General features: G+C 45.0%; 19 protein-coding genes, 3 tRNA genes and 2 pseudogenes. 15 read left to right on the plus strand and 9 right to left on the minus strand.

Going from position 1 to position 21,671, the window contains the following annotated elements:
- The first annotated feature begins 17 nt into the window (after nt 1-17).
- From QQL36_RS34170 to QQL36_RS34180, 3 genes are all read left to right on the plus strand, one after another.
- Nucleotides 18-920: an SAM-dependent methyltransferase gene (locus QQL36_RS34170; protein ID WP_321568326.1), complete on the plus strand. Its 903-nt coding sequence runs from the start codon at nt 18-20 to the stop codon at nt 918-920.
- A gap of 4 nt (nt 921-924) precedes the next feature.
- The gene (locus QQL36_RS34175) at nt 925-1,611 is read left to right on the plus strand and encodes a type 1 glutamine amidotransferase (protein ID WP_321568327.1); all 687 of its coding nucleotides are present in this window, start codon (nt 925-927) and stop codon (nt 1,609-1,611) included.
- Nucleotides 1,612-1,794: 183 nt separating this feature from the next.
- A complete protein-coding gene (locus QQL36_RS34180) occupies nt 1,795-2,751 on the plus strand; it encodes a YpdA family putative bacillithiol disulfide reductase (RefSeq protein ID WP_321568328.1) in 957 nt (318 codons plus the stop codon).
- A 144-nt stretch (nt 2,752-2,895) separates the two neighbouring features.
- Here the strand turns inward: QQL36_RS34180 and murB are convergent, their stop codons facing one another.
- Nucleotides 2,896-3,912, minus strand: a complete 1,017-nt coding sequence (murB, locus tag QQL36_RS34185; protein WP_083721552.1) for a UDP-N-acetylmuramate dehydrogenase — start codon at nt 3,910-3,912, stop codon at nt 2,896-2,898.
- A 48-nt stretch (nt 3,913-3,960) separates the two neighbouring features.
- On the opposite strand from murB, the gene QQL36_RS34190 reads away from it, so the two are divergent.
- Complete coding sequence (locus QQL36_RS34190) at nt 3,961-4,653, plus strand: NAD(P)H-binding protein (RefSeq protein ID WP_321568329.1); 693 nt, start codon at nt 3,961-3,963, stop codon at nt 4,651-4,653.
- 42 nt (nt 4,654-4,695) lie between these two features.
- Here the strand turns inward: QQL36_RS34190 and priA are convergent, their stop codons facing one another.
- The 3 genes from priA to QQL36_RS34205 all read right to left on the minus strand — a co-directional run bounded on the left by priA (nt 4,696) and on the right by QQL36_RS34205 (nt 8,460).
- Nucleotides 4,696-7,143 carry a primosomal protein N' gene (gene priA / locus QQL36_RS34195; RefSeq protein ID WP_321568330.1) on the minus strand — a complete coding sequence of 816 codons (2,448 nt, stop codon included), beginning with the start codon at nt 7,141-7,143 and terminating at the stop codon, nt 4,696-4,698.
- Complete coding sequence (locus QQL36_RS34200; protein ID WP_235643499.1) at nt 7,140-7,829, minus strand: lysophospholipid acyltransferase family protein; 690 nt, start codon at nt 7,827-7,829, stop codon at nt 7,140-7,142. The genes priA and QQL36_RS34200 overlap by 4 nt, the downstream gene beginning before the upstream one ends.
- A gap of 193 nt (nt 7,830-8,022) precedes the next feature.
- The gene (locus QQL36_RS34205) at nt 8,023-8,460 is read right to left on the minus strand and encodes a DUF4258 domain-containing protein (protein ID WP_321568331.1); all 438 of its coding nucleotides are present in this window, start codon (nt 8,458-8,460) and stop codon (nt 8,023-8,025) included.
- Nucleotides 8,461-8,632: 172 nt separating this feature from the next.
- Between QQL36_RS34205 and mtaB the strand changes: the two genes are divergently transcribed.
- The 4 genes from mtaB to QQL36_RS34225 all read left to right on the plus strand — a co-directional run bounded on the left by mtaB (nt 8,633) and on the right by QQL36_RS34225 (nt 10,330).
- On the plus strand, nt 8,633-9,910 hold the full coding sequence (gene mtaB, locus QQL36_RS34210; RefSeq protein WP_083721557.1) for a tRNA (N(6)-L-threonylcarbamoyladenosine(37)-C(2))-methylthiotransferase MtaB: 1,278 nt from the start codon (nt 8,633-8,635) through the stop codon (nt 9,908-9,910).
- Nucleotides 9,911-10,031: 121 nt separating this feature from the next.
- A tRNA-Val gene (locus QQL36_RS34215) sits at nt 10,032-10,106 on the plus strand.
- 34 nt (nt 10,107-10,140) lie between these two features.
- Nucleotides 10,141-10,215: transfer RNA gene (locus tag QQL36_RS34220), tRNA-Val, on the plus strand.
- A 40-nt stretch (nt 10,216-10,255) separates the two neighbouring features.
- Nucleotides 10,256-10,330: transfer RNA gene (locus tag QQL36_RS34225), tRNA-Val, on the plus strand.
- A 72-nt stretch (nt 10,331-10,402) separates the two neighbouring features.
- Here the strand turns inward: QQL36_RS34225 and QQL36_RS34230 are convergent.
- The 4 genes from QQL36_RS34230 to QQL36_RS34245 form a co-directional block, all read right to left on the minus strand.
- A complete protein-coding gene (locus tag QQL36_RS34230; RefSeq protein ID WP_321568332.1) occupies nt 10,403-11,329 on the minus strand; it encodes a S1C family serine protease in 927 nt (308 codons plus the stop codon).
- 212 nt (nt 11,330-11,541) lie between these two features.
- Entirely contained in the window at nt 11,542-11,958 is a 417-nt protein-coding gene (locus QQL36_RS34235) for a hypothetical protein (RefSeq protein ID WP_143708727.1), read from the minus strand.
- A gap of 612 nt (nt 11,959-12,570) precedes the next feature.
- Complete coding sequence (locus QQL36_RS35860) at nt 12,571-12,696, minus strand: pentapeptide repeat-containing protein (protein ID WP_415751089.1); 126 nt, start codon at nt 12,694-12,696, stop codon at nt 12,571-12,573.
- 224 nt (nt 12,697-12,920) lie between these two features.
- The gene (locus tag QQL36_RS34245) at nt 12,921-15,074 is read right to left on the minus strand and encodes a cation:proton antiporter (RefSeq protein WP_321568334.1); all 2,154 of its coding nucleotides are present in this window, start codon (nt 15,072-15,074) and stop codon (nt 12,921-12,923) included.
- Nucleotides 15,075-15,204: 130 nt separating this feature from the next.
- On the opposite strand from QQL36_RS34245, the gene QQL36_RS34250 reads away from it, so the two are divergent.
- From QQL36_RS34250 to QQL36_RS34270, 5 genes and pseudogenes are all read left to right on the plus strand, one after another.
- The gene (locus QQL36_RS34250; protein WP_083721561.1) at nt 15,205-15,513 is read left to right on the plus strand and encodes an ATP-dependent Clp protease adaptor ClpS; all 309 of its coding nucleotides are present in this window, start codon (nt 15,205-15,207) and stop codon (nt 15,511-15,513) included.
- A complete protein-coding gene (aat, locus tag QQL36_RS34255; protein WP_321568335.1) occupies nt 15,513-16,151 on the plus strand; it encodes a leucyl/phenylalanyl-tRNA--protein transferase in 639 nt (212 codons plus the stop codon). Before QQL36_RS34250 ends, aat begins: the two co-directional genes overlap by 1 nt.
- Nucleotides 16,152-16,732: 581 nt before the next feature.
- Nucleotides 16,733-16,891 (plus strand): annotated as a pseudogene (locus QQL36_RS35865) (IS110 family transposase); the annotation flags it as partial.
- 332 nt (nt 16,892-17,223) lie between these two features.
- Nucleotides 17,224-17,438: pseudogene (locus tag QQL36_RS35870) on the plus strand (transposase); the annotation flags it as partial.
- Nucleotides 17,439-17,648: a hypothetical protein gene (locus tag QQL36_RS34270; protein WP_321568094.1), complete on the plus strand. Its 210-nt coding sequence runs from the start codon at nt 17,439-17,441 to the stop codon at nt 17,646-17,648. It abuts the pseudogene before it with no gap.
- Nucleotides 17,649-17,924: 276 nt separating this feature from the next.
- Here QQL36_RS34270 and QQL36_RS34275 read toward each other — a convergent pair whose 3' ends face one another.
- A complete protein-coding gene (locus QQL36_RS34275; RefSeq protein ID WP_321568337.1) occupies nt 17,925-18,842 on the minus strand; it encodes a hypothetical protein in 918 nt (305 codons plus the stop codon).
- Between the two features lie 208 nt (nt 18,843-19,050).
- Here QQL36_RS34275 and QQL36_RS34280 point away from each other — a divergent pair, with 208 nt between their 5' ends.
- Nucleotides 19,051-19,710, plus strand: a complete 660-nt coding sequence (locus QQL36_RS34280) for a metal-dependent transcriptional regulator (RefSeq protein ID WP_083721564.1) — start codon at nt 19,051-19,053, stop codon at nt 19,708-19,710.
- Nucleotides 19,711-19,719: 9 nt separating this feature from the next.
- The gene (locus QQL36_RS34285) at nt 19,720-21,597 is read left to right on the plus strand and encodes an Nramp family divalent metal transporter (protein ID WP_083721565.1); all 1,878 of its coding nucleotides are present in this window, start codon (nt 19,720-19,722) and stop codon (nt 21,595-21,597) included.
- Nucleotides 21,598-21,671: the final 74 nt, after the last annotated feature.

Here is a 21,671-nt window from a genome sequence, read left to right on the forward strand (position 1 = left end):
CCTAAATTGTTATTTATATGAGACTGGTCCTTGCCAGCAGATCCGCCGCTTTCCTGGCCCTATTCCGTGCCATCGCATCTAACAGATTACCCAGCCAACGGCGTTATCTTTTCCATGACCCGTATGCCAAATATTTTCTGCCACCCGCCCTCCGCATGGTGGCTAACTTTTCTGCTCTCCCTGGCCTCAACTACGTCATCAGCAAAATCCTCGATACCCGTTTCGCCGGCGCCCTCACCTCCTGCCTGGCCCGAACGCGGCTCATAGATGTCATGGTACTCGAAACTATCCATAACTACGGTATCAATCAACTCATTATCTTCGGCGCAGGCTACGATTGCCGCATTCACCGCCTCGATTTCAACCCCAAAGACCAGAAACCCAAAGTACAGTTTGTCGAAATCGATCATCCCTACCTTCAGGATGCCAAAAGAGAGGTACTCGAACACCTGAAAAACAAACCCAAAGAATTTATTGACTATATCCCTGTAGATTTCAGCAATCAACAGCTGGAAACCACCATCCCTCACCACCTGTTCAAAGAACATTACAAGACATTACTGATCTGGGAAGGTGTGACAAATTCACTCACAATTCCAATTGCTGATAAGCTCTTCCAATATTTCAGTAAATTTACAAGCGGCACCAGGATCATATTCATCTACATCGATGAAAAAGTCCTTACCCATACCCAATCTTTCTTAGGCACAGCGATTTCGCCCAAAGAGTTACGCCAGCAACAGGAATTCTGGAATTTTGGAATGGACCCCTCCAAAATGAAACAATTCCTTGCAGGTTATAATATGGAACTGTTGTACGACGTTGATGCTGATACCTACAGGCATACGTCCTTTGGCAAAAGCGCTGACAAAATGAATGGATTGGAATACTATCGGGTAGTAATGGCCGTTGTAAAATAACGTTATGCATATACAAATCTTCATGCACGTGCCCTTTGAAGGCCCGGGATGTATTATTGACTGGATTAACTCCAATACTCACGAAGTTACCTACACACACTGGTACAACCACCCTAACCCACCGGCTGTAACTGATTTTGATTTTTTGATTGTAATGGGAGGGCCTATGGGCATTCATGATGAAAGCGAATATCCGTGGCTGGCAGCAGAAAAAGCTATTATCAGACAAGCGATTCTGGACAATAAACCTGTATTGGGTATCTGCCTGGGAGCACAGCTGATTGCACATGTATTAGGCGCAAAAGTGTATGCCAATGAACAGCGCGAAATCGGTTGGTACCCTGTGCAATTCAGCCCGTATTCTCCGGTCAAAGTTCTGCCGCAGGAAGCAATGGTGTTTCACTGGCATGGGGATACTTTTGATTTGCCAGCAGGCGCCGGTGGGTTTGCGGCTTCCGCAGCGACACCGAATCAGGCATTTGTGTATAAGGAGAAGGTGATAGCGTTGCAGTTTCATTTTGAAGTAACGCAGAAGAGCCTGGAAAGTATGTTGCAGCATGGAGAGGAGGAATTGGTGGCGGCGCCTTATGTGCAGGAGCGATCATTGATACTGGATCTGGCAGAGTTTATTCCGGAAAATAATGAGTTGATGTATGGGGTCCTGGATTATTTGGCGGGAGTTAAGTATTGAATGAATAAATTACCCAAAAGGACATTTTCGTAGATGCCGATTATATTTGAAAGATCGCTGACGGAGTAATTTAGGGAAATGGCGATTGAATCTGAGGGATTTCTTTTCTGTAAGTAGCTATTGAATTAAATGACTATTGCCTGAATAACCTACCACCATTGTTAATTTTGTACCTTTGCAATCATGGAAAAGTACGATATCCTGATTGTTGGTGCTGGTCCTATTGGACTGGCATGTGGACTCGCAGCAGAAAAGGCCGGATTAACCTACCTCATCGTGGAAAAAGGCTGCCTAACCAACTCGCTCTACAACTACCCGCTATACATGACTTTCTTCTCTACTTCTGAGAAGCTGGAAATCGGAGGCATTCCGTGGGTGTCTATCAGTGCAAAGCCAATACGCCCGGAGGCCCTGGAATATTACCGCAGGGTAGCTGTGTCAAATAAACTAAATGTACACCTGTTCGAACAGGTGGAAAGTATCACACCAGGTTATACGATCAAAACTACTAAGGAGACTTATTCAGCAGATAATGTCATTATCGCTACGGGTTTTTATGACATACCGAATTTGCTGCATATTCCGGGGGAAGACCTGCCGAAAGTATCCCACTATTATAAGGATCCTCATTTTTATGCTACGCAGAAGGTATTGGTAGTAGGAGCGAATAACTCCTCTGTGGATGCTGCGCTGGAAACGTATCGTAAAGGGGCGGATGTGACGATGGTGATCAGGGATGGTGAGATTGGGAAACGTGTGAAATACTGGGTAAAACCGGATATAGAGAACCGTATCACCGAAGGGGCTATCAAGGTGTATTATCATTCTAATCTGAAAGCTGTGAGGGAAAGGGAAGTTGATATTCTTACGCCGGAGGGGATGGTGACGATTCAGAATGATTATGTGTTGGCATTGACGGGGTATCAGCCGAATTTCAGTTTTCTGGAAAAAGCAGGGATACAGTTGTCGGATGATGAATGGAGACGTCCGAAATATAATCCGGATACAATGGAGACGAATGTGCCCGGAGTATATCTAGCAGGAGTAGTTTGTGGTGGAATGGATACTGGCGTGTGGTTTATTGAGAATTCAAGGGATCATGCGGATAAGATCATTGCGAATATATTACGCAAAAAATAAGGTCTCGCTTCCCGAGACCTTATTTTTTGCGGGCGGCGATGTTTGCTGCGGCTGGCGCCGTAGCAAACATCGTTGAGTAGTTAATGCCATAGCAAACATCGCCCATTAGCTTAATACCGCAGCAATCACGCCGATTAGTTTCGGTTATATAATATTTACTTCTCTTTCCAGTAATACGCCAAACTTTTCCTCCACACTATCCAACACCTTCTGAGATAAATTATAAATCTCCCCTCCTTTCGCCCCTCCATAATTCACTAACACCAGCGCCTGCTTGGCATGCACACCTGCATCCCCTTCTCTATACCCCTTCCAACCACACTGCTCTATCAACCACCCTGCAGCCAGCTTAAACTGTCCGCCATCTACCGGATACGCCACCACATTTGGAAACGCTCCTTTAATACGCTCGTATACTGCTTCTGAAACGGTCGGGTTCTTAAAGAAACTCCCCGCATTCCCAATCTTAGCCGGATCGGGCAACTTAGAAGACCGGATATTTATCACGGCCTGACTAATCGCCTGTATACTCAGCTCCTGCACCCCCATTTCCTTCAATTCCGTCTCTATCGCCCCGTAACTGGTATTAAAATGAGGCTGCTTACTCAATCTATATGTCACAGACAGTATCGCAAACTGCCCCTTATACTTATGCTTAAACACACTTTCGCGGTACCCAAACGCACAATCTTCTTTAGAGAATGTCACCACCGCCTGCTCTTCCAGGTGCAACGCTTCCAGCGAATAGAAGGTATCCTTGATCTCCACCCCATATGCCCCGATGTTCTGCATCGGACTCGCGCCTACATTACCAGGAATCAAAGACAGGTTCTCTAACCCCGCCCTGTTCTGCTTAATATTCTCCATTACAAACCCATGCCAGCTCTCCCCTGCCCCTGATTTCACATATACATACTGGTCATCTTCCTTCACTACCTCAATCCCCTTCATCTCATTCTTCAATATCACCCCATCAAAATCCTTTGTAAAGAGCACATTACTCCCTCCCCCCAATATCATATGGGGCAACGCTTTGAACTGAGCAGCACTCAACAGTTCCCGCAACTCATCAGCAGAAGAAAAAGCAGCAAAGTACCTGGATTGAGCAGCTATGCCAAACGTATTATAAGGCCGGAGCAAAACATTTTCAGAAATCAGCATATGGTCGTAAATTTATAAACATACATTACTGACAAAGATAACAAAAGCATGTCTCAAACAGCCGTAGTAATAGGAGGTACCGGATTGACGGGTAGTCACCTGGTCACCAGACTCCTGCACGATGATCGCTTCAGCAAGGTAAAAGTGCTGCTGCGTACGCCCAGTCTGAAACTGCGCCCAGGTCTGGAACCCATTATCGTTGACTTCAACGACGAAGAAGGGCTGGCACAGGCACTTACAGGCGATGTCCTGTTTTGCTGTATCGGCACCACCATTCGTCAGGCAGGGAGCCAGGAAAAGTTCAGGGCAGTGGATCACGATATCCCTGTTCGTTGTGCTACCATTGCCCGCAGGCAAGGGATGAAGCAATTCCTGCTCATGTCCAGTATCGGTGCCTCCGCCATCTCACGTAATTTTTATTTGCGTACCAAAGGTGAGACTGAAAATGGGGTGATGGCACTCGCATTTCCCGGTTATCACATTTTCCGTCCTTCTATTTTAGTGGGACTCAGGAGAGATTTCAGGTTAGGTGAATGGTTTGGGTATATCCTTACGGGGTTATTTTATTTCTTCCTTTTGGGAAGATGGAAGAAGTACCGGCCTATCAAAGCCAGCAATGTAGCACTCGCAATGGTTTATGCAGCGGTCAATAAGCCGGATGGCGCGCATATTTATGAGTCAGATAAAATCAGGGAAATGGCGGAAAGGGAGAAAGAAAGAACCTATAAAGCGAATCGATAACACACTCCTGGAATGGTTGAATAGGCAATCACTCAAAAGAGCTTATACATAATCCACATCAGGCACAATAAACACACTCCTGAATTGTTTCTCCGCCAGTAACTTTATAAAATGCTCTCTGAGCAACTGCTTTGTTTGCGCAATTATTTTCGTATCCCGGGGCAGCTTGATCATCATCTCCTGCAAATAATAATTCCTCACCCTGCCTACCAAAGGTGCCGCCGGGCCTACCAGATGTGGGCCTATATGTGGTCTGAGCCAGTTCGCCAATACCAGCGCCGCCTGCTCCACCACCTTCTGATCTTTATGTTTCAATGTCAGCTTCAGCAAACGGAAAAACGGCGGATACCCAAAGTTCTGCCGCTCTGCAATCTCCGATGCATACATCGCCTTATAATCATGTGCCGTTACAAAATGTAAAATAGGATGCTGCGTCCGGTAAGCCTGTATCAACACTTTCCCTTTTCCATGCTTACGTCCTGCACGCCCACTCACCTGCTCCATGAGCTGAAACGCCCTTTCATTCACCCTGAAATCAGGGAAATTCAACAGGTTATCCGCACTCAGTATCCCCACCAGCGTCACATTATCAAAATCCAATCCCTTCACCACCATCTGTGTACCCACGAGAATATCAATCTCCTGATTTTCCAGCAACTGGATCATCTTATTATGACTATCCTTATTCCTCACGGCATCCATATCCATACGGGCAATGCGCGCTTTCGGAAACAATTCCTGCAAATCAGTTTCTATCTTCTCCGTTCCAAAACTCTTTGGTATCAGCGATTGACTACCACAGGCAGCACAGGTATGTACATAAGGATAACGGGTGCCACAATAGTGACAATGTAACAGATCCTGATGTTTGTGATACGTGAGCGACACATCACAATTCTTACATGTCGGAATCCAGCCACAGGTGGTACACATCAGGAAAGGCGCATACCCTCTCCTGTTCTGGAACAGGATCACCTGTTTGCCTTGTGCGATGGTCGCAAAAACCGCCTGTATCAGTTGTGGTGAGAAATTTTCCTGCATCTGCTTCTCCGCCTGCACTTTCTTCACATCCACAATCTCAATCTCCGGCATTTCCAATCCACCAAAACGTTCATTCAGTTCTACTAATCCATACTTGCCCTGCGTAGCATTAAAGTAAGATTCCAGTGAAGGCGTGGCTGAACCTAACAATACTTTAGCCTTAAAGAGACCGGCATAATAAATAGCCGCATCCCGGGCATGATAGCGTGGCGCCGGATCCTGTTGTTTATAGGAAGGGTCATGCTCTTCATCCAGTATGATTAATCCCAGCTCGCGGAAAGGCAACAACAGGCTGGAACGTGCGCCCAGCAAGATACGCAGCTCACCGCTCTTCACCTTATGCCATATTTCTACCCGCTCGTTGTTACTAAAACGGGAGTGATAAATACCAATCTTATTACCAAAATGCTTTTGCAAACGGCGTACAATCTGCGTAGTTAATGCAATCTCCGGCAAAAGGTACAGCACCTGATTGCCGCTGGCAATATATTCTTCAATCAGCTTGATGTACAACTGGGTCTTACCGCTGGAAGTGACACCATGCAATAAGGTGACCGGTTTCTGTTCAAAGCTGTTTCTTACTTCCTGCAGGGCTTTATCCTGGGCAGGACTGAGCGTAAAGTCAATCTGCACATCTACCTTGCCACCACCGGGTACGCGGTCTACCACTCTTTTTTCAATCCACACGATCTCCTTATCGACAAGACCTTTCAGCTGTGCAGCGGAGGCGCCTGATTTTTTGAGCAGTTCACTTTGCAATACACTCCCCTGTGTTTTTATCAGGTGCAGGTAAGCCAGCAACAATTCCATTTGTTTGGGTGCTTTGCCCAAAGTATTGAAAAGGTTGGACAGTTCTTCCTCTGCTTCGTAGCGGGCATGGAGTTGTACGTAGTTTTCCTTCTTCTCTTTATATACTTCTTTCAGCTCTTCGTATACCAGCAGTACTTTCTTTTCGATCAGTTTTTTGATCACAGAATATACTTCTGACTTGTCGAGAATGAGCTGTACTTCTTCAATACGGAGTTCTTTTCGGATGTGCAGTGCTTCTGCAATCATGTACTCATCATCATCCAGGGCGGTGAAATCATCGCCATAGTCATCGTTGAACAACAATACTGTTTCGCTGGAAAGTTTGAGGTGTGCAGGCAGGGCGGCATTGAGCACTTCTCCTTCACTACACATATAGTAAGCCGCCAGCCATTCCCAAAAGGTAAGCTGGGTAGGATACACTACCGGATCTTTGTCCAGTACGTCCAGCAGCAGTTTTGTTTTATAATCAGGTGGTGCGAGTTCGTGAATAGCCTTTACAATACCGGCATACTTCTTTTGCCGGCCTAACTGTACAGCAATGCGGCTGCCCACTTTTACGCTATCCAGCATATGATCGGGCACAGCATAAGTGTAGTTCTTAGGCAGTGCTAATGGAAGTATGACGTCTGCAAATTTCATCGGTAATTTAATAATTCTTTTTCCATGATATCAAACACCTGTTGTTTCAGCACTGGCAAATCGTCCATGGTCATACCTGCTACTTTTACAGGGGGCAGGTAAACGATGCGGCAACGGCCAGGGTTCAGTCGCTGTAATTTAGAACGAGGCATACGATCCTTACAATCCAGGTACAATATGGGTTGCAGGGGTGTTTGTGTCTCGATTGCTATTCGGAAAGCCCCGTTGTGAAATTGAGTGAGGGGCTTATCAGTATCGTTGGTGGTACCTTCCGGGAAGATGAGGATGGATACTCCTTCCCTGATGGTAGCAATGAGTTCGCGCACGCTTCTGGAGCGGGCTTGGGCATCAGAACGGTCTACAGGAACAACAGCATGTTTGTAAATAAAACCGAAGAGCGGAATTTTCTGCATTTCGATTTTGCCCAGGGGGCGAAAAGGGAGGCGCATGACACCTACGGCCAGTGCGGCATCGAGGTAGGTGCTATGATTTACAACATAAATAAATGGCGTTTTATCAGTACGATCGTATTTATAAATTCTTTTAACGATGATGCCCACAGCAGGGAACCAGGTGCGTGACCAGAACCACAGGAAATAATAAATAATATTACCACCTCTGATTCTACCTGAAAAGCTGGCAAGGAAGATAAATGGAAGTATGAGCAACATTATACCGATAAACATAATGGAGGCATATATAGTATACATCCATTGAATTGGTCTTAGCAAAAGCTTCATGATAAATGCCTGTCTGTTTTTAGTCACATGCAAGCCTGAAAATTACATTAATTGTGTAAAGATGGCGAATTTTTATTTTATGATAATTCCTGCGGATGGCCGGTGGAATGCCTCCGTAAAATATACAACCAAATGATAATCAATGGCAATCACATTGCCATTCTTTATCCAGGTCTATACAGGTCACTACTTTGGTTTCGCCGCTGCAGGGAGCGAATACGATCCGAAGGTGTTGACCATCGTCGGAATATCCTTCCAGTGCGTAGGTAGGACAAGGTAAATCGTGTGGATTTGACTTTTCAGTATTGATTTGCCCTGTTTCCAGGATCTCCGCCACTTCCCTTTCGGTGATCTGCCTGCAATCCATGCGGCAAAGGGCGTGTTTGGTGTAAGTAAGGCGTGCATGCCTGTCAAGATTCGATGGGTCATTGACCGGGTTGGGTAATGATCGCTCCACAGTGCCATTATCCTTTACCTGCGGGCGGTGCAATGGACCTCTCCACCATTGTTGCTGCCATGCCAAAACAAGTAGCAGCGCCAACAACAACACTGGAATGTACTTACCTTTTGATCTCATAGTGTCTCACAGATTGCTGAAAGATTGCATCTTGGAGAGGCAAGCTATACATTTTTAACAAAATATCCTTAAAAATTCCCCCTTTTCAACTCTCATAAAAAGGAATTACCTTTGCGGGTTCGGTAGCAGGCCATTCCGGCTCATACCCTTAGTGGACAAAGTAATTGAAACGATGACAACAGCGAAAACAGTAGCTTTCCATACACTCGGCTGTAAGCTGAACTTCTCCGAAACTTCCTCTTTGAGCAGGTTGCTGGAGCAGGATGGCTTTGTGCAAACAGATTTTGAAGGGCAGGCAGATGTGTATGTGATTAATACCTGCTCTGTGACAGACAATGCCGACAAGGAATGCCGTTACCTGGTGCGCCGCATCCAGCGCCGGGCCCCGGAAAGCAGGGTGGTGATCACCGGGTGTTATGCCCAGCTCAAGCCAAAAGAAATTGCTGAGATCGAAGGGGTAGACCTCGTACTTGGTGCTGCTGAAAAGTTCAACCTGGTGGAACACCTGAAGAACCTGACCAAGGGAGACAGTGCAAAAATATGCAGCTGTGATATTGAGCAGGTGAATACTTTCCATGCATCTTATTCTATGAACGACCGTACCCGTACTTTCCTGAAGGTACAGGATGGTTGCGATTATACCTGTACATTCTGTACCATTCCCATGGCAAGGGGCAAGAGTCGTAGTGATTCAATTACCAACGTGATGGAACAGGTGCAGCAGATTGCTGAGAGCGATGTGCGCGAAATTGTACTGACCGGGATCAACCTGGGAGATTTCGGGAAAGGGTTGCAGGGTGGTAAGAAAAGAGAAGAGACATTTTATGAACTGATACAGGAACTGGATAAGGTAGAAGGTATAGATCGTTATCGTATTTCATCTATCGAACCGAACCTCCTGAGTAATGAGATCATTGAGTTCGTAGCGAACAGTCAGCGGTTTATGCCGCACTTCCATATCCCTTTACAGAGTGGTAGTAATGAGGTTCTGGGAGCCATGCGTCGTCGTTATCGCAGGGAACTGTATGCGGAAAAGGTAGGACTGATCAAACAGTTTATGCCGCATTGTAGTATAGGGGTTGACGTGATAGTAGGTTTTCCGGGAGAAACGGATGCACATTTCCAGGAAACGTATGACTTTTTACATGCGCTGGATGTGAGCTATTTACACGTATTTACTTACTCGGAGAGAGCGAATACGGCAGCGCTGGAAATCCAGCCAGTAGTGCCTGTGCACGTGCGGAACGAGCGGAATAAGGTACTGCGTAACCTGAGTCATAAGAAGGCGCAATACTTTGCGGAACAGTATGTGGGTGAGACAAGAAAAGTGTTGTTTGAAAAATTCCACAAAGAGGGTATGATGGAAGGGTATACAGACAATTATATCAAGGTAACAACGCCGGTAAGACAAGAATGGGCGAATAATATTATCGACTGGAAACTCAGATAGACAAAGGGGTTCAGAGGAATGAAGAAAATATTTTTGAAAGATTTCTAAAAAAAAATTTGGCGAAATAAAACAATTTTCTACCTTTGCAATCCTCTCAGACGAGAGGGCAACAAACGAAAAAGGGAGTTTAGCTCAGCTGGTTCAGAGCATCTGCCTTACAAGCAGAGGGTCGATGGTTCGAATCCGTCAACTCCCACCTCTTCAAAAGTTCTTTCACATTACCATTAATTGGGAGTTTAGCTCAGCTGGTTCAGAGCATCTGCCTTACAAGCAGAGGGTCGATGGTTCGAATCCGTCAACTCCCACATTTTTTGAAACGTTCTTCTTAATGGTAATTTAAGTAATGGGAGTTTAGCTCAGCTGGTTCAGAGCATCTGCCTTACAAGCAGAGGGTCGATGGTTCGAATCCGTCAACTCCCACAAAAAGCCTTAGCGATTGCTAAGGCTTTTTTGTTTTAGGGAATGAGGAACTTCTTTGCTGCCACAGGCCAATTAATCGCCCTTTTCTACCGGCGTCACCCTCACCTCCTTCATCTCACTCCCTCTTATCACTTTCAAAAACTGCCACTGCCCGATCTTCTCCTCCGTCATCATTTTAAAAAACTGGTCCGCCGTCTCCACCATCATATCTGCAAATCCCACAATGATATCCCCACTCAACACACCTGCTTTTGCCGCCGGACTATTTCTCTCTACCTGCGTTACAAACAATCCCTGTCGGTTCTTCACTTCATGAATGGCTCTCAACCTCGGCACCAGATCTACCTGCTGCATCGCCACACCGATATACGCACGCTTCACCTTTCCAAAACGGATTAACTGATTTGCGATCGATTTAGCCGTGTTTATACTAATGGCGAAACACAATCCCTGTGCACCATTTATAATCGCTGTATTGACCCCAATTACGGCCCCATCGCCATTTATGAGCGGACCTCCTGAATTACCAGGATTCAATGCGGCATCTGTTTGTATCAATGCATCCATCATCATTCCATCAGCACCTCTCAACGATCGGCCTAATGCACTGATCACACCTGTCGTTACCGTATGCTGAAAGCCTAATGGATTGCCGATGGCAATGGCGAGTTGTCCCACCTTTAATTCATCCGAATCTCCAAAGGGTACTGTCGTCATTACCCCTGCTTCTATCTTCAATACAGCTAAGTCTGTTGCTGCATCCTGCCCTGCAAGATACGCGGGGTAAGTCCTCCCGTCCTGCAACATTACCCTCAGATGGTTGGCGCCTTTTACGACATGACTGTTCGTAAACAGGTATCCATCTGAGGAAAAAATAAACCCGGAACCAGATCCTCCCACGACATCACCGCGTGGGCTGCGTTCCAGGCGTTCTATTTTAACCACCGCCGGACTTACTTTTTCTACGGCGGAAATAATTACCTGGGAATATGTGTCCATGTCAGGAGGACATCAAATATCTTACCCTGAAGAAATAGGGGACAAGGTGACAGGGAGATGAGGGGCTGGGCTGACAATAAGGCTAGCGGGGGTAAATAATGGCTTTAAAACAGGTACAAAGAGTTTGATATCTTTTCAGTTCTGTACTACTATATTTCAACCAGGGTTTTTGAATAGGTATAACAGGGTTTCCATCATCCTCCCCTTCGGTACTACCATATTTTCCACCATGGCTTTTTACTCCCCACAGCTGCTTTTTCCTCTTCCTGCTCCAGCCATATCGCTTTTCCAGTTTCGAGGTATCTATCATCATAAATCTCGCCATCATCCCCTTGTACTTTCCCCTGCAATACATTCGCCATCCGAATCATCTTATGGATCGTCACCTCATTCGGATTCTTTGTTCCAATACATCCCATTCCATAATCAAACCAAACATGATCGTTCGTGTCTTCATACACCTCTGTAAGCCAGCGACAAAATCCCGCAGCTAAATTGTCATCTTCCGGCTGTAGTTCCAATTCCTCATCCAATTCAATATAAGCCAGCCATTCCTCCATTGAGATATTGCTATCCTCCTCCCAGTCAGCATAATTTTTCTTCCTTATAATGTTCAGGTAGTATCCCATATAACTTCGGTATAGATTCGTCACTAATAGGTCACCAAAAGGGCACTTCAATATCCCAGGGATAATGAAGTGCCCTTTTGGTGACCTTAAGATAACCAAGTTATGACGAAGTTGTACTGAATCTTTGCCGAAGAAATACTGAACTTTCCCCCAATTGTACCATACCTTTTTCCCACTCAACCACTCATTATCGCTTCGCCAAAAAGTTTTATCGCTTCGTCAACGACTTTTTTCGCACAGCCTCCCCCTATCCCCTAATATTGCCCAAAACAATTGTATGGCAATAGTCAAAGACAACATCCTCCTTCAGCTCGTCAACGGCAGCCTGGGGGACATTATCACCATCTACGTCCGGAACGGACAAATCATCATGGCAAAGAAAAGAGGGGCATCTACCCTACCTCCTACCTCCAAACAATTATTAGCGCGCCTGAGAATGAAAATTGCCGCAGCACTGGCATTAGAAATGATCAAAGACCCGGATGTAAAAGCAGCCTTCGCTGCCAAAGCCGGCCCGGGACAAAATGCGTTTAATATGGCGGTAAGAGAGGCGTACAAAATGCCCATCGTGCAGGAAACGGAGCTGCCTCCTGCTAAAAAAAATATCCCGCCTCAAAAGAAAAGAGACGGGATAAAAAATCTATTGATTCCTGAACATCTGCTGCATCCGGAGAAATTGCTTTCTGGGAAATTATTTCCTGAAAAGATACTTCCTGGGAAATTGCTGCCAGAGAAAATATTTTCTGAGAAATTGCGCCCTTAGAACTTATTTCTTCCTGAGAAATTGCGTCCTTAGAACTTATTTCCCCCTGGAAATTGCACACTTAGAACTTACTTCTTCCTGAGAAATTGCGTCCTTAGAACTTATTTCCCCCTGGCAATTGCACACTTAGAACTTACTTCTTCCTGAGAAATTGCGTCCTTAGAACTTATTTTCCCCTGGGAAATTGCGCCCTTAGAACTTACTTCTTCCTGAAAATCTTTTTCATGAACCTACCCAGTTTCGAGAGATTGGCTAGCTGTTCCTGGATAGGCCGTAGCGTCAGATCTTCTGGTTGGATACCTGCTTCGATATACTCAATTTCTGTCTGTTCAGGATAGATCAGAATCACATTGTTATGCGTAAAATACTTGCTGATACGGGAAGGCAACCCTTCCAGCGAAGGCCTGTAAGACAACGTACCTTTGCGGGCAGAAACAATAATGATCAGATCATTCTTCGTGGTATCATACGCCAGTGCCGGCAGATCTACCAGGTCATGCCAGAGTTTAAAACCAATATCAACCGTCTGCTTCAGATTTTGGATCAGGTCTTCCAGGAACCGCTGCGTGGCGCCTTCACAATACACCATCAGCTTACCACCTACCTGCTTACTAAGCAAAAACAGTTTTTGCATGTAATGAGCAAAACCTATTTCCAGTTCAGCATTACGTGGCAAAACCAGCATAATACGGCGTGTTGTATTTAGTGGAAAAGAAAAATCGCATACATACAGATTCTCCCATACACTCTGCAACACATTGTCCAGGGTTGTACCGAAGATAGAGCCAAAGAGTCTGTCTGTAGTACTCGTTTTGTCCGTCCAGCCGATGATCACATCTGTAATACCCAGCTCTTTAGAAGCGCGGGCAATACCATCAGATACGTTCAGATCGATGCGCGTCACTACCTGCACTTTGCTTTCAGTAGCGGCAGCGTGTGCGATCACCGCTTCCATCATTCTGTTTGTCTGGGTCATACGGGCTTTTGCCTCTTCATCGTCCTGCACCACTGCCAGAGGGTATACCGGTGTCTTGGCATTGGGATCTTTGATCATCACGGCAAAGTCCAGCATTGCCTCCATCTTTCCTGGATTCGCAATAGGAATGAGCATGCGCTCTGTCACTTCTTCAGCTTCTGGTTGTTTATCCGATTCTATGATAGCCAGTTTACGCCCGGCGCTTTCCGTCACGAAACTACCCACCAGGCAGGTGATCAGAATAAGGATAACTGTACCATTGAGTACATTTTCATTGATAATCCCCATATTGAAACCGATGAGGATGATGGCGATCGTGGCCGCAGCATGTGCACTACTCAAACCAAAAATCACATTCCGCTGTGGTACGCTATATTTAAATACAAGCTGTGTAAAAATCGCCGCCAGGTACTTACTTACCAACGCCATTACTGTGAGTACACCTGCAATCAGCAAGGCTTCCGGCCCTCTGAGCAATACCCGCAGATCTACTAACATCCCCACACTGATCAGGAAAAAAGGTATGAACAATGCGTTCCCGGTAAACTCAATCCTGTTCATCAATGGTGAAGTATGCGGGATGAGCTGGTTCAATGCCAGTCCGGCGAGGAAGGCGCCAATAATACCTTCTACCCCGGCCATCTCAGCCAGGAAGGCAGCCAGGAATACCATGCCCAGTACAAAGATGAAATGGGAAGTCTTGTCGTCTTTGATTTTCTTAAAGAACCACCTGCCTATCATGGGGAAGATCCACAGCACCAGCCCAGCAAATACGGTAAGGCTCACACTGAGTCTGATCCAGAAGTGCTGATTCAGGTTACCTGCAGCAGCCCCGGTAATGATGGCCAGGATCACGAGTACGGCGGTATCCGTAATGATCGTACCTCCGACCGCGACCGTCACCGCTTCATTTCTGGTAATGCCCAACCGGCTTGCCAGGGGGTAGGCCACCAGCGTATGTGTAGAGAACATACTGGAAACCAGCAGTGTAGCCATAAAGTTGAAATGCAGCAGGTAGTGACAGATCACAAACCCTAAAATCAGCGGGATAAAAAACGTAAATGCCCCAAATACAAGGCTCCTATGCTGGTTTTTACGAAACTCCGTCATATCGAGTTCCAGGCCAGCAAGGAACATAATGTATAGTAGTCCGGCCTTGCCGAACAGGTCTATACTTCCCTTCTCAATGATTTTAAATCCGTGATCACCAATGAACATCCCCGCAATGATCAATCCTACGATGCTTGGGATCCTGAACTTACGCAGGATAATTGGCGCCAGGAGGATAATGAACAGTACCAGGGCAAAAATTGGTACCGGATCTTTGAGTGGTAAACTGATATCAATCAATAATTTAGTGCCATTCAATCCTATCATAGTTCCAGTTTTCAATGTTCACAATAATAATGATAATCAGTGAGATTGTCACCCCGGATAAAATGGTGGGAGTTTAATTTAAAATCACGATTGTAAGCTGTATTTTTGTGCAAATTATACATTTTCGGATATGAGCCAGCGTCAGCAAACAGGCACACACACCAAAGAGTGGGAAGATGTGTTGGTAGCAGAGGATGAACAATTTCCATACAGCCTCATCGTGTGGAACGATGAAGTAAATACATTTGACTGGGTCATTCAGTCCCTGATGGAAGTATGCGGCCATTCGCAGGAACAGGCTGAGCAATGTGCTTTGATCATTCATCATAATGGCAAGTATGCTGTGAAGCAGGGTGAGTTTACCGACCTGCGTCCTATGTGCGAAGCGTTGTTGGATAGAGGAATCAGTGCAACTTTAGAAGAAGCTGTTGAAAGATAATGCCTGTCTTTTATCTCACAGATGAGCTAATTTTCCCTCCTGTTAATTTAGCAGATGAAGACGGTCTCCTTGCTTATGGAGGGGATCTATCTGCCGAACGATTATTATTAGCTTACCAGGAAGGGATTTTCCCCTGGTATAATGAACCGCCTATCTTATGGTGGAGTCCGGATCCCCGTTTTGTATTATTTCCTGAAGAGTTGAAGCTCAGCGCCAGTATGAAACAGGTACTGAAGAAGAGTGTGTTTGAGATCACCTTTGATGAAGATTTTGAAGGGGTGATAGCGGGGTGTAAACAATCGCTGCGTAAGGGGCAGGATGGTACGTGGATTACTACGGAGGTGGAGGAAGCGTATGTAACATTGCATAAGATGGGGTATGCGCATTCGGTGGAGTGCTGGCAGGATGGAGAGTTGGTGGGTGGATTTTATGGGGTGATGATAGGGGCGTGTTTTTTTGGGGAGTCGATGTTTGCGAAGGTGAGTAATGCGTCGAAGGCGGCGTTTATAACGTTTGTGCAGAAGGCGAAGGGGATGGGGTTGAGTATCATAGATTGTCAGGTGTATACGGAGCATTTGGCGTCGTTGGGGGCAAGGTTTATTGGAAGGGATGAGTTTTTGGAGATAATACAATCCTGATTGAATATAACACTAACGACTGTTTGAAATTTAATCCCAATAAATACATTCATGAAAGCGGAAATTCACAAACGGAACAAAAACCCATTTTCAATAATACATTCATGAAAAAAGAATTCACCCACACACATGAAACCCATTTCCAATAAACACATTCATGAATGAGGAAATTCACAAACGGAATAAAAACCCATTTCCAATAAAAACCTTCATGAATGAGGAAATTCACCAATGGGGGATGAAAACCATTTTCAGAAAAAACCCTCATGAACCGGGTTCACAAACGACTATGAAAATGGTGGTACCTTCGACAAAAGTACTACCATGGAACAATCACATATCAGTTTTGAACAGGTTGTGAGTCGCGGCTGTGGCCTCGATGTTCACCAGGAGAATGTAGTAGCCACCATCAGAGGAAATGGGTTGGAAGAACAAACCCGCACTTTTAGCACTTTCACAAGTTCACTTAGGGACCTGGTAGCTTGGCTTGAAGAATCCGGCATTACACATGTCGCAATGGAGAGCACGGGGTTTACTGGAAGCCTGTTTTTAATATACTGGAACCTCACTTTGAACTTATTCTGGTCAATGCCCGGCATATTAAATATGTGCCGGGGCATAAGACCGATCGCAATGACAGTGCCTGGATTGCAAAATTATTGCTAAGCGGGCTACTAAAGGGAAGTTTTATTCCACCGCAATACACTCGCGAATTACGGGAATTGTACCGATACAAACGTAAAGTAATAGGACAGCGGTCCAGTGAATATAACCGGTTACAGAACATTTTAGAGACAGCCAATATCAAATTGAGCACTGTAGTCAGTGATGTATTCGGTGTAAGTGGCTGGTCAATGATCACTGCCATTATTGAAGGAGAACAGGATCCTATGATATTGGCCAATTTGGCAAAAGGTAGGCTCAAAATCAAAAAACAAGAGCTTATTCTTGCATTAGAAGGCCATCTTAATGAGCATCACCGTTTTATGCTCAGCCTGTCTAAAACTGTTATTTTACAGCTAAATGACCTACTTGGTCAGGTGGATAACCGTATAGATCAGTACTTAAAAAAATGGGAGGAAGAAGTAAAATTACTTCAGACTATTCCCGGAGTACAAAAACAAACAGCTACCGCCATCTTAGCCGAAATAGGTACAGATATGCATGCGTTCCTAATCAGCATCATTTGGCTAGTTGGTGTGGTTTATGTCCTGGTAATAATGAAAGTGCCGGAAAAAGAAAAGTGAAAGAATCAATCATGGCAACAGATCCCTTAAAACCGCACTCGTGGAAGCAGCATGGGCTGCAGCACATACGAAAGATACTTATCTGAAAAGAAAATATTATACTTTGAGTATACGAAGAGGCAAAAAACGAGCACTTATTGCAATTTCACACAAAATCCTAATTGCCGCTTATTTTATACTCAAAAATAGAGTGCCATATATGGAACCTGATAATCAGGAGTGGCTAAAAAAAGAAAGCAGGCGCAGATAAATAATTATCTCAGACGCCTGCGCGAGCTTGAGGCATTACCCCCATCTCAATAAGATTACTAAGTTACAAAAATCGACCTTTTATTGGTGCTTTTTCAGCCTGTAGAAAAAACTGATTTAAGACTCTAAGTACAAACGATTGTTGCTATAAGCACGAAAAGAAAATTTTAATCCTATAGAGTCATATCAAATTATGGCCTGGACGAACTATTTTCAAAGAAAAAGGGTCGGAAATAAATTCCAACCCTATTATTCCAATCTATTTTAATTCCAAAAACTATTTCTTTTTCGTAAACCCTCCTTCAAACAAACACCTGATCCCTCTATACGCTCCACAACCACCAATCTCCTTTATCGTCAGCTTGCTTGCAGAAAACTGAAACGCTATCCCACATTCCGTATCCTTATCCGTAAACTCTCCTTTATTCGCACCTGCAAAATGCCCCGTACCAGATATCTCTCCTTTACACCCACTCTCCTTCGCAAATGATATAAAGAACAAAAATGACTTCGCATCTTTCCCATCACGAATTGATACTATACTATTCTCACCCGCCGCATAATCACCACTAAATTTATTCTTCTTTGGCAGCGTATCAATCGGATTAAATAACTGACCAGGTGCCGCTTCACCAGTAGAGTTAGTCATGATCAGCGCAGTGCTGCCATTCGCTTCTACTGAATAGAAATTTTCAGTTGTACCCGTATGACCAGGCGTTACTTCTGTCTCTGTCGTAATCTTCACCATCTCCTTACTATCGATAGAGAAGTATTCCTTTTTATTACTCTTACTATTTAACCAAGCTACCTGCACACGACTCAGGTAATGATCCTTCTTATCAAACACACACAGGTATGCAGCTGTCGTATTCTTGTCCTCAGCTTTGATCACAAGATAGTTGATCTGTTTGCCCGTCAGTGATACTAATGGATAATAACTCACCTTGCCGGTTGGGAAGTCAACCTTCGCCAGCGTATCGACCAAAAACCGGCTGATAAGGGCGGTGTCGATAGCAGTGGAATCACCAGTCTTGCTGGTAAGCAGCTCCGGAGTCAGCTTGTAAGGCAGTTTGCTGTCAGCAAATGACTGACGGAATTCTTTAAAAGTTATTGCATCAGCGCCTGATTTTTTACCGCCCGACTTGCAGGAGGCGAAAAGTCCAAGTGCTAATGCTGCTATCAACAGCTTATTCATGCGTATTTGCTTGTTTATTATGGCCGAAAAGTTAAAGAAAAAATTGATATGAACAAAAGCGAAGCGCAAAATTGGGATTTTTTCTCGATTATTTAGGTAAATTTCGGACATCCTTATGTAATATCCGGCACCAGTGGGCGATTTGAGGGAACCAGTTGCATTTCTCCAATATATTATTTAGATTTACCTAAATTTTATTTTTAGCAATATGAATTTGTCGATCTCAGAGGAGAACTATATCAAATCAATCTATAAATTAGAAGAAGGACAGGAACCAGTCAGTACCAATGCGCTGGCCTATGAGCTGGATACCAAACCCGCATCGGTGACCGACATGGCAAAGAAGCTAAAAGAAAAGAAGCTCATTGCATATGAGAAATACCAGGGCATCAACCTGACCAGCGAAGGGAAAAAAGCCGCCCTGCAAATCATACGCCGACACCGCCTCTGGGAATGTTTCCTGGTGGATAAACTCAGTTTCAGCTGGGAAGAAGTACACGAACTGGCCGAAGAACTGGAACATGTTCGCAGCGAAAAACTGACCAACCGCCTCAGCGAATTCCTGGGTAACCCGCAGATTGATCCTCACGGTGACCCCATCCCTGATGCACAAGGCAAAATGGGTAAACCCAGGGTACATACCAGCCTCCATAAATCAAAAGCCAACCGGCTCGAAGTCATGGCAGTATCCGATAAATCGGCCGCCCTGCTGGAATTTCTGAATACTAAAGGCGTGCGGTTAGGGACACAACTGGACGTCATTGAACGATATGAATTTGACAACTCTATTGAGATAAAAATAAAGAACCAACCTGCCTTTACCATCAGTGAACAGGTAGCGAAAAATATCATGGTAAAGCAGATTTAAGCTAATTTTATGAACCATCAGCACACATCCCTTGGCGAAGTACATCAAAGTGTAGACACGACTGCAGACAACCCAAACCGCTGGAAAAAAATGTTTGCCTTCTTTGGACCTGCTTACCTCGTGAGCGTAGGTTATATGGACCCCGGCAACTGGGCCACAGACCTCGCCGGCGGCAGCCAATACGGGTATACCCTCCTATGGGTACTGCTCATGAGTAACCTCATGGCACTACTACTACAATCACTCAGCGCAAGACTAGGCATTGTTCGCGGACGTGACCTCGCTCAGGCAAACAGAGAGACATACCCCCCAGGTGTTAATTTCGTTTTGTATATACTGGCAGAAATCGCCATTGCAGCCACCGACCTGGCAGAAGTGCTGGGCATGGCCATCGGTATCCAGTTACTAACAGGATTACCTTTGCAATGGGGTGTGAGCATTACCGTTTTCGATACCTTTCTATTACTGGTATTGCAGAAATATGGTATCCGGAAAATGGAGGCTTTCATCATCATGTTAGTGGCAATTGTAGGCGTATCATTCCTGGTTGAACTGATTATGGCTAAGCCTGTGATGAGTGAAGTGATCACTGGTTTTGTACCCCGCATTCCCGATAATACGGCGCTCTATATTGCCATCGGTATCATTGGTGCCACCGTGATGCCTCATAATCTATACCTGCACTCTGCATTGGTGCAAACGCGGAAAATAAGGCAGGATGAAGCAGGCATCAGACAAGCATTGAAATTAAATTTTATTGATAGTGCGATTGCATTAAATTTAGCGTTCTTTGTAAATGCAGCAATATTGATCCTGGCTGCTGCGGTGTTCTTTAAATCAGGGAAAACCAGTGTGGCAGAAATACAGGATGCACATAAGTTACTGGAAGGATTGTTAAGCAATAAATGGGCACCGATCCTGTTCGCTGTCGCATTGATTGCAGCAGGACAAAGTTCTACGGTGACCGGCACCTTAGCCGGACAAATTGTGATGGAAGGATACCTGAAACTACGTATCAATCCATGGTTGAGAAGATTACTGACAAGGTTGCTGGCCATTGTACCCGCGCTGTTGGTGATACAGATTGCAGGTGTTGATAAGGTGGGAGACCTCCTGGTATTCAGTCAGGTGTTGCTGAGTTTACAGCTGGGTTTTGCAGTGATCCCGCTGATACATTTTGTGAGTGATAAAAAGACGATGGGGAAATTTGCGGTGAACGTACCTGTGAAGATCCTCAGCTGGGTGATTACAGCAGTGCTGGTGTATCTGAATACACGCATGGTGTTTACAGAAGCCATGCATTATATGGAAGGAGGCGGTTCTATCTGGGTAGATATTCTTATTTCAATACTCGCTATTGGATTTGTAGTGTTGCTGTTTATTACTGTGCTTTATCCACTGGCTACAAAGTATGCTTTAAAGAGTTCGACAAATATACATCCTGCTACAGCTGTGTCTTTGGAGAATATTACCATACCTCAGTATAACAGAATTGCACTGGCGCTTGATTTTAGTAAGGATGATGAGGCGATCATTGCAAATGCGATTGCACATGGCAATGCCAATACAAGTTACCTGCTGATCCATATTGTGGAGAGTGCATCGGCGAAGTATTTAGGAAGAGAATCGGATGATCTTGAAACGAGGAAAGACAAGGAGCAGATGGATACGTATGTGAGTTTGCTGAAGAGTAAAAATCTGCAGGCGGAAGGGTTCCTGGGATATAGACACAGAGCGGAAGAGATCGTGCGGATCGTGAAGTCGGAAAAGGCGGATTTTTTAGTGTTGGGTGGACATGGACATACAGGGATTAAGGATTGGATTTACGGAGAAACGACTAATCAGGTGAGACATAAGGTGAAGATACCTGTGTTGGTAGTGCAGTAATTATTAAACGGATTGCGAACTACGTACTACGATGAAAAAAGGCAATCGTAATACATAATTCGCAATCCGATTAA

The sequence above is a fragment of the Chitinophaga sp. LS1 genome (assembly GCF_034274695.1).
Lineage (GTDB): Bacteria > Bacteroidota > Bacteroidia > Chitinophagales > Chitinophagaceae > Chitinophaga.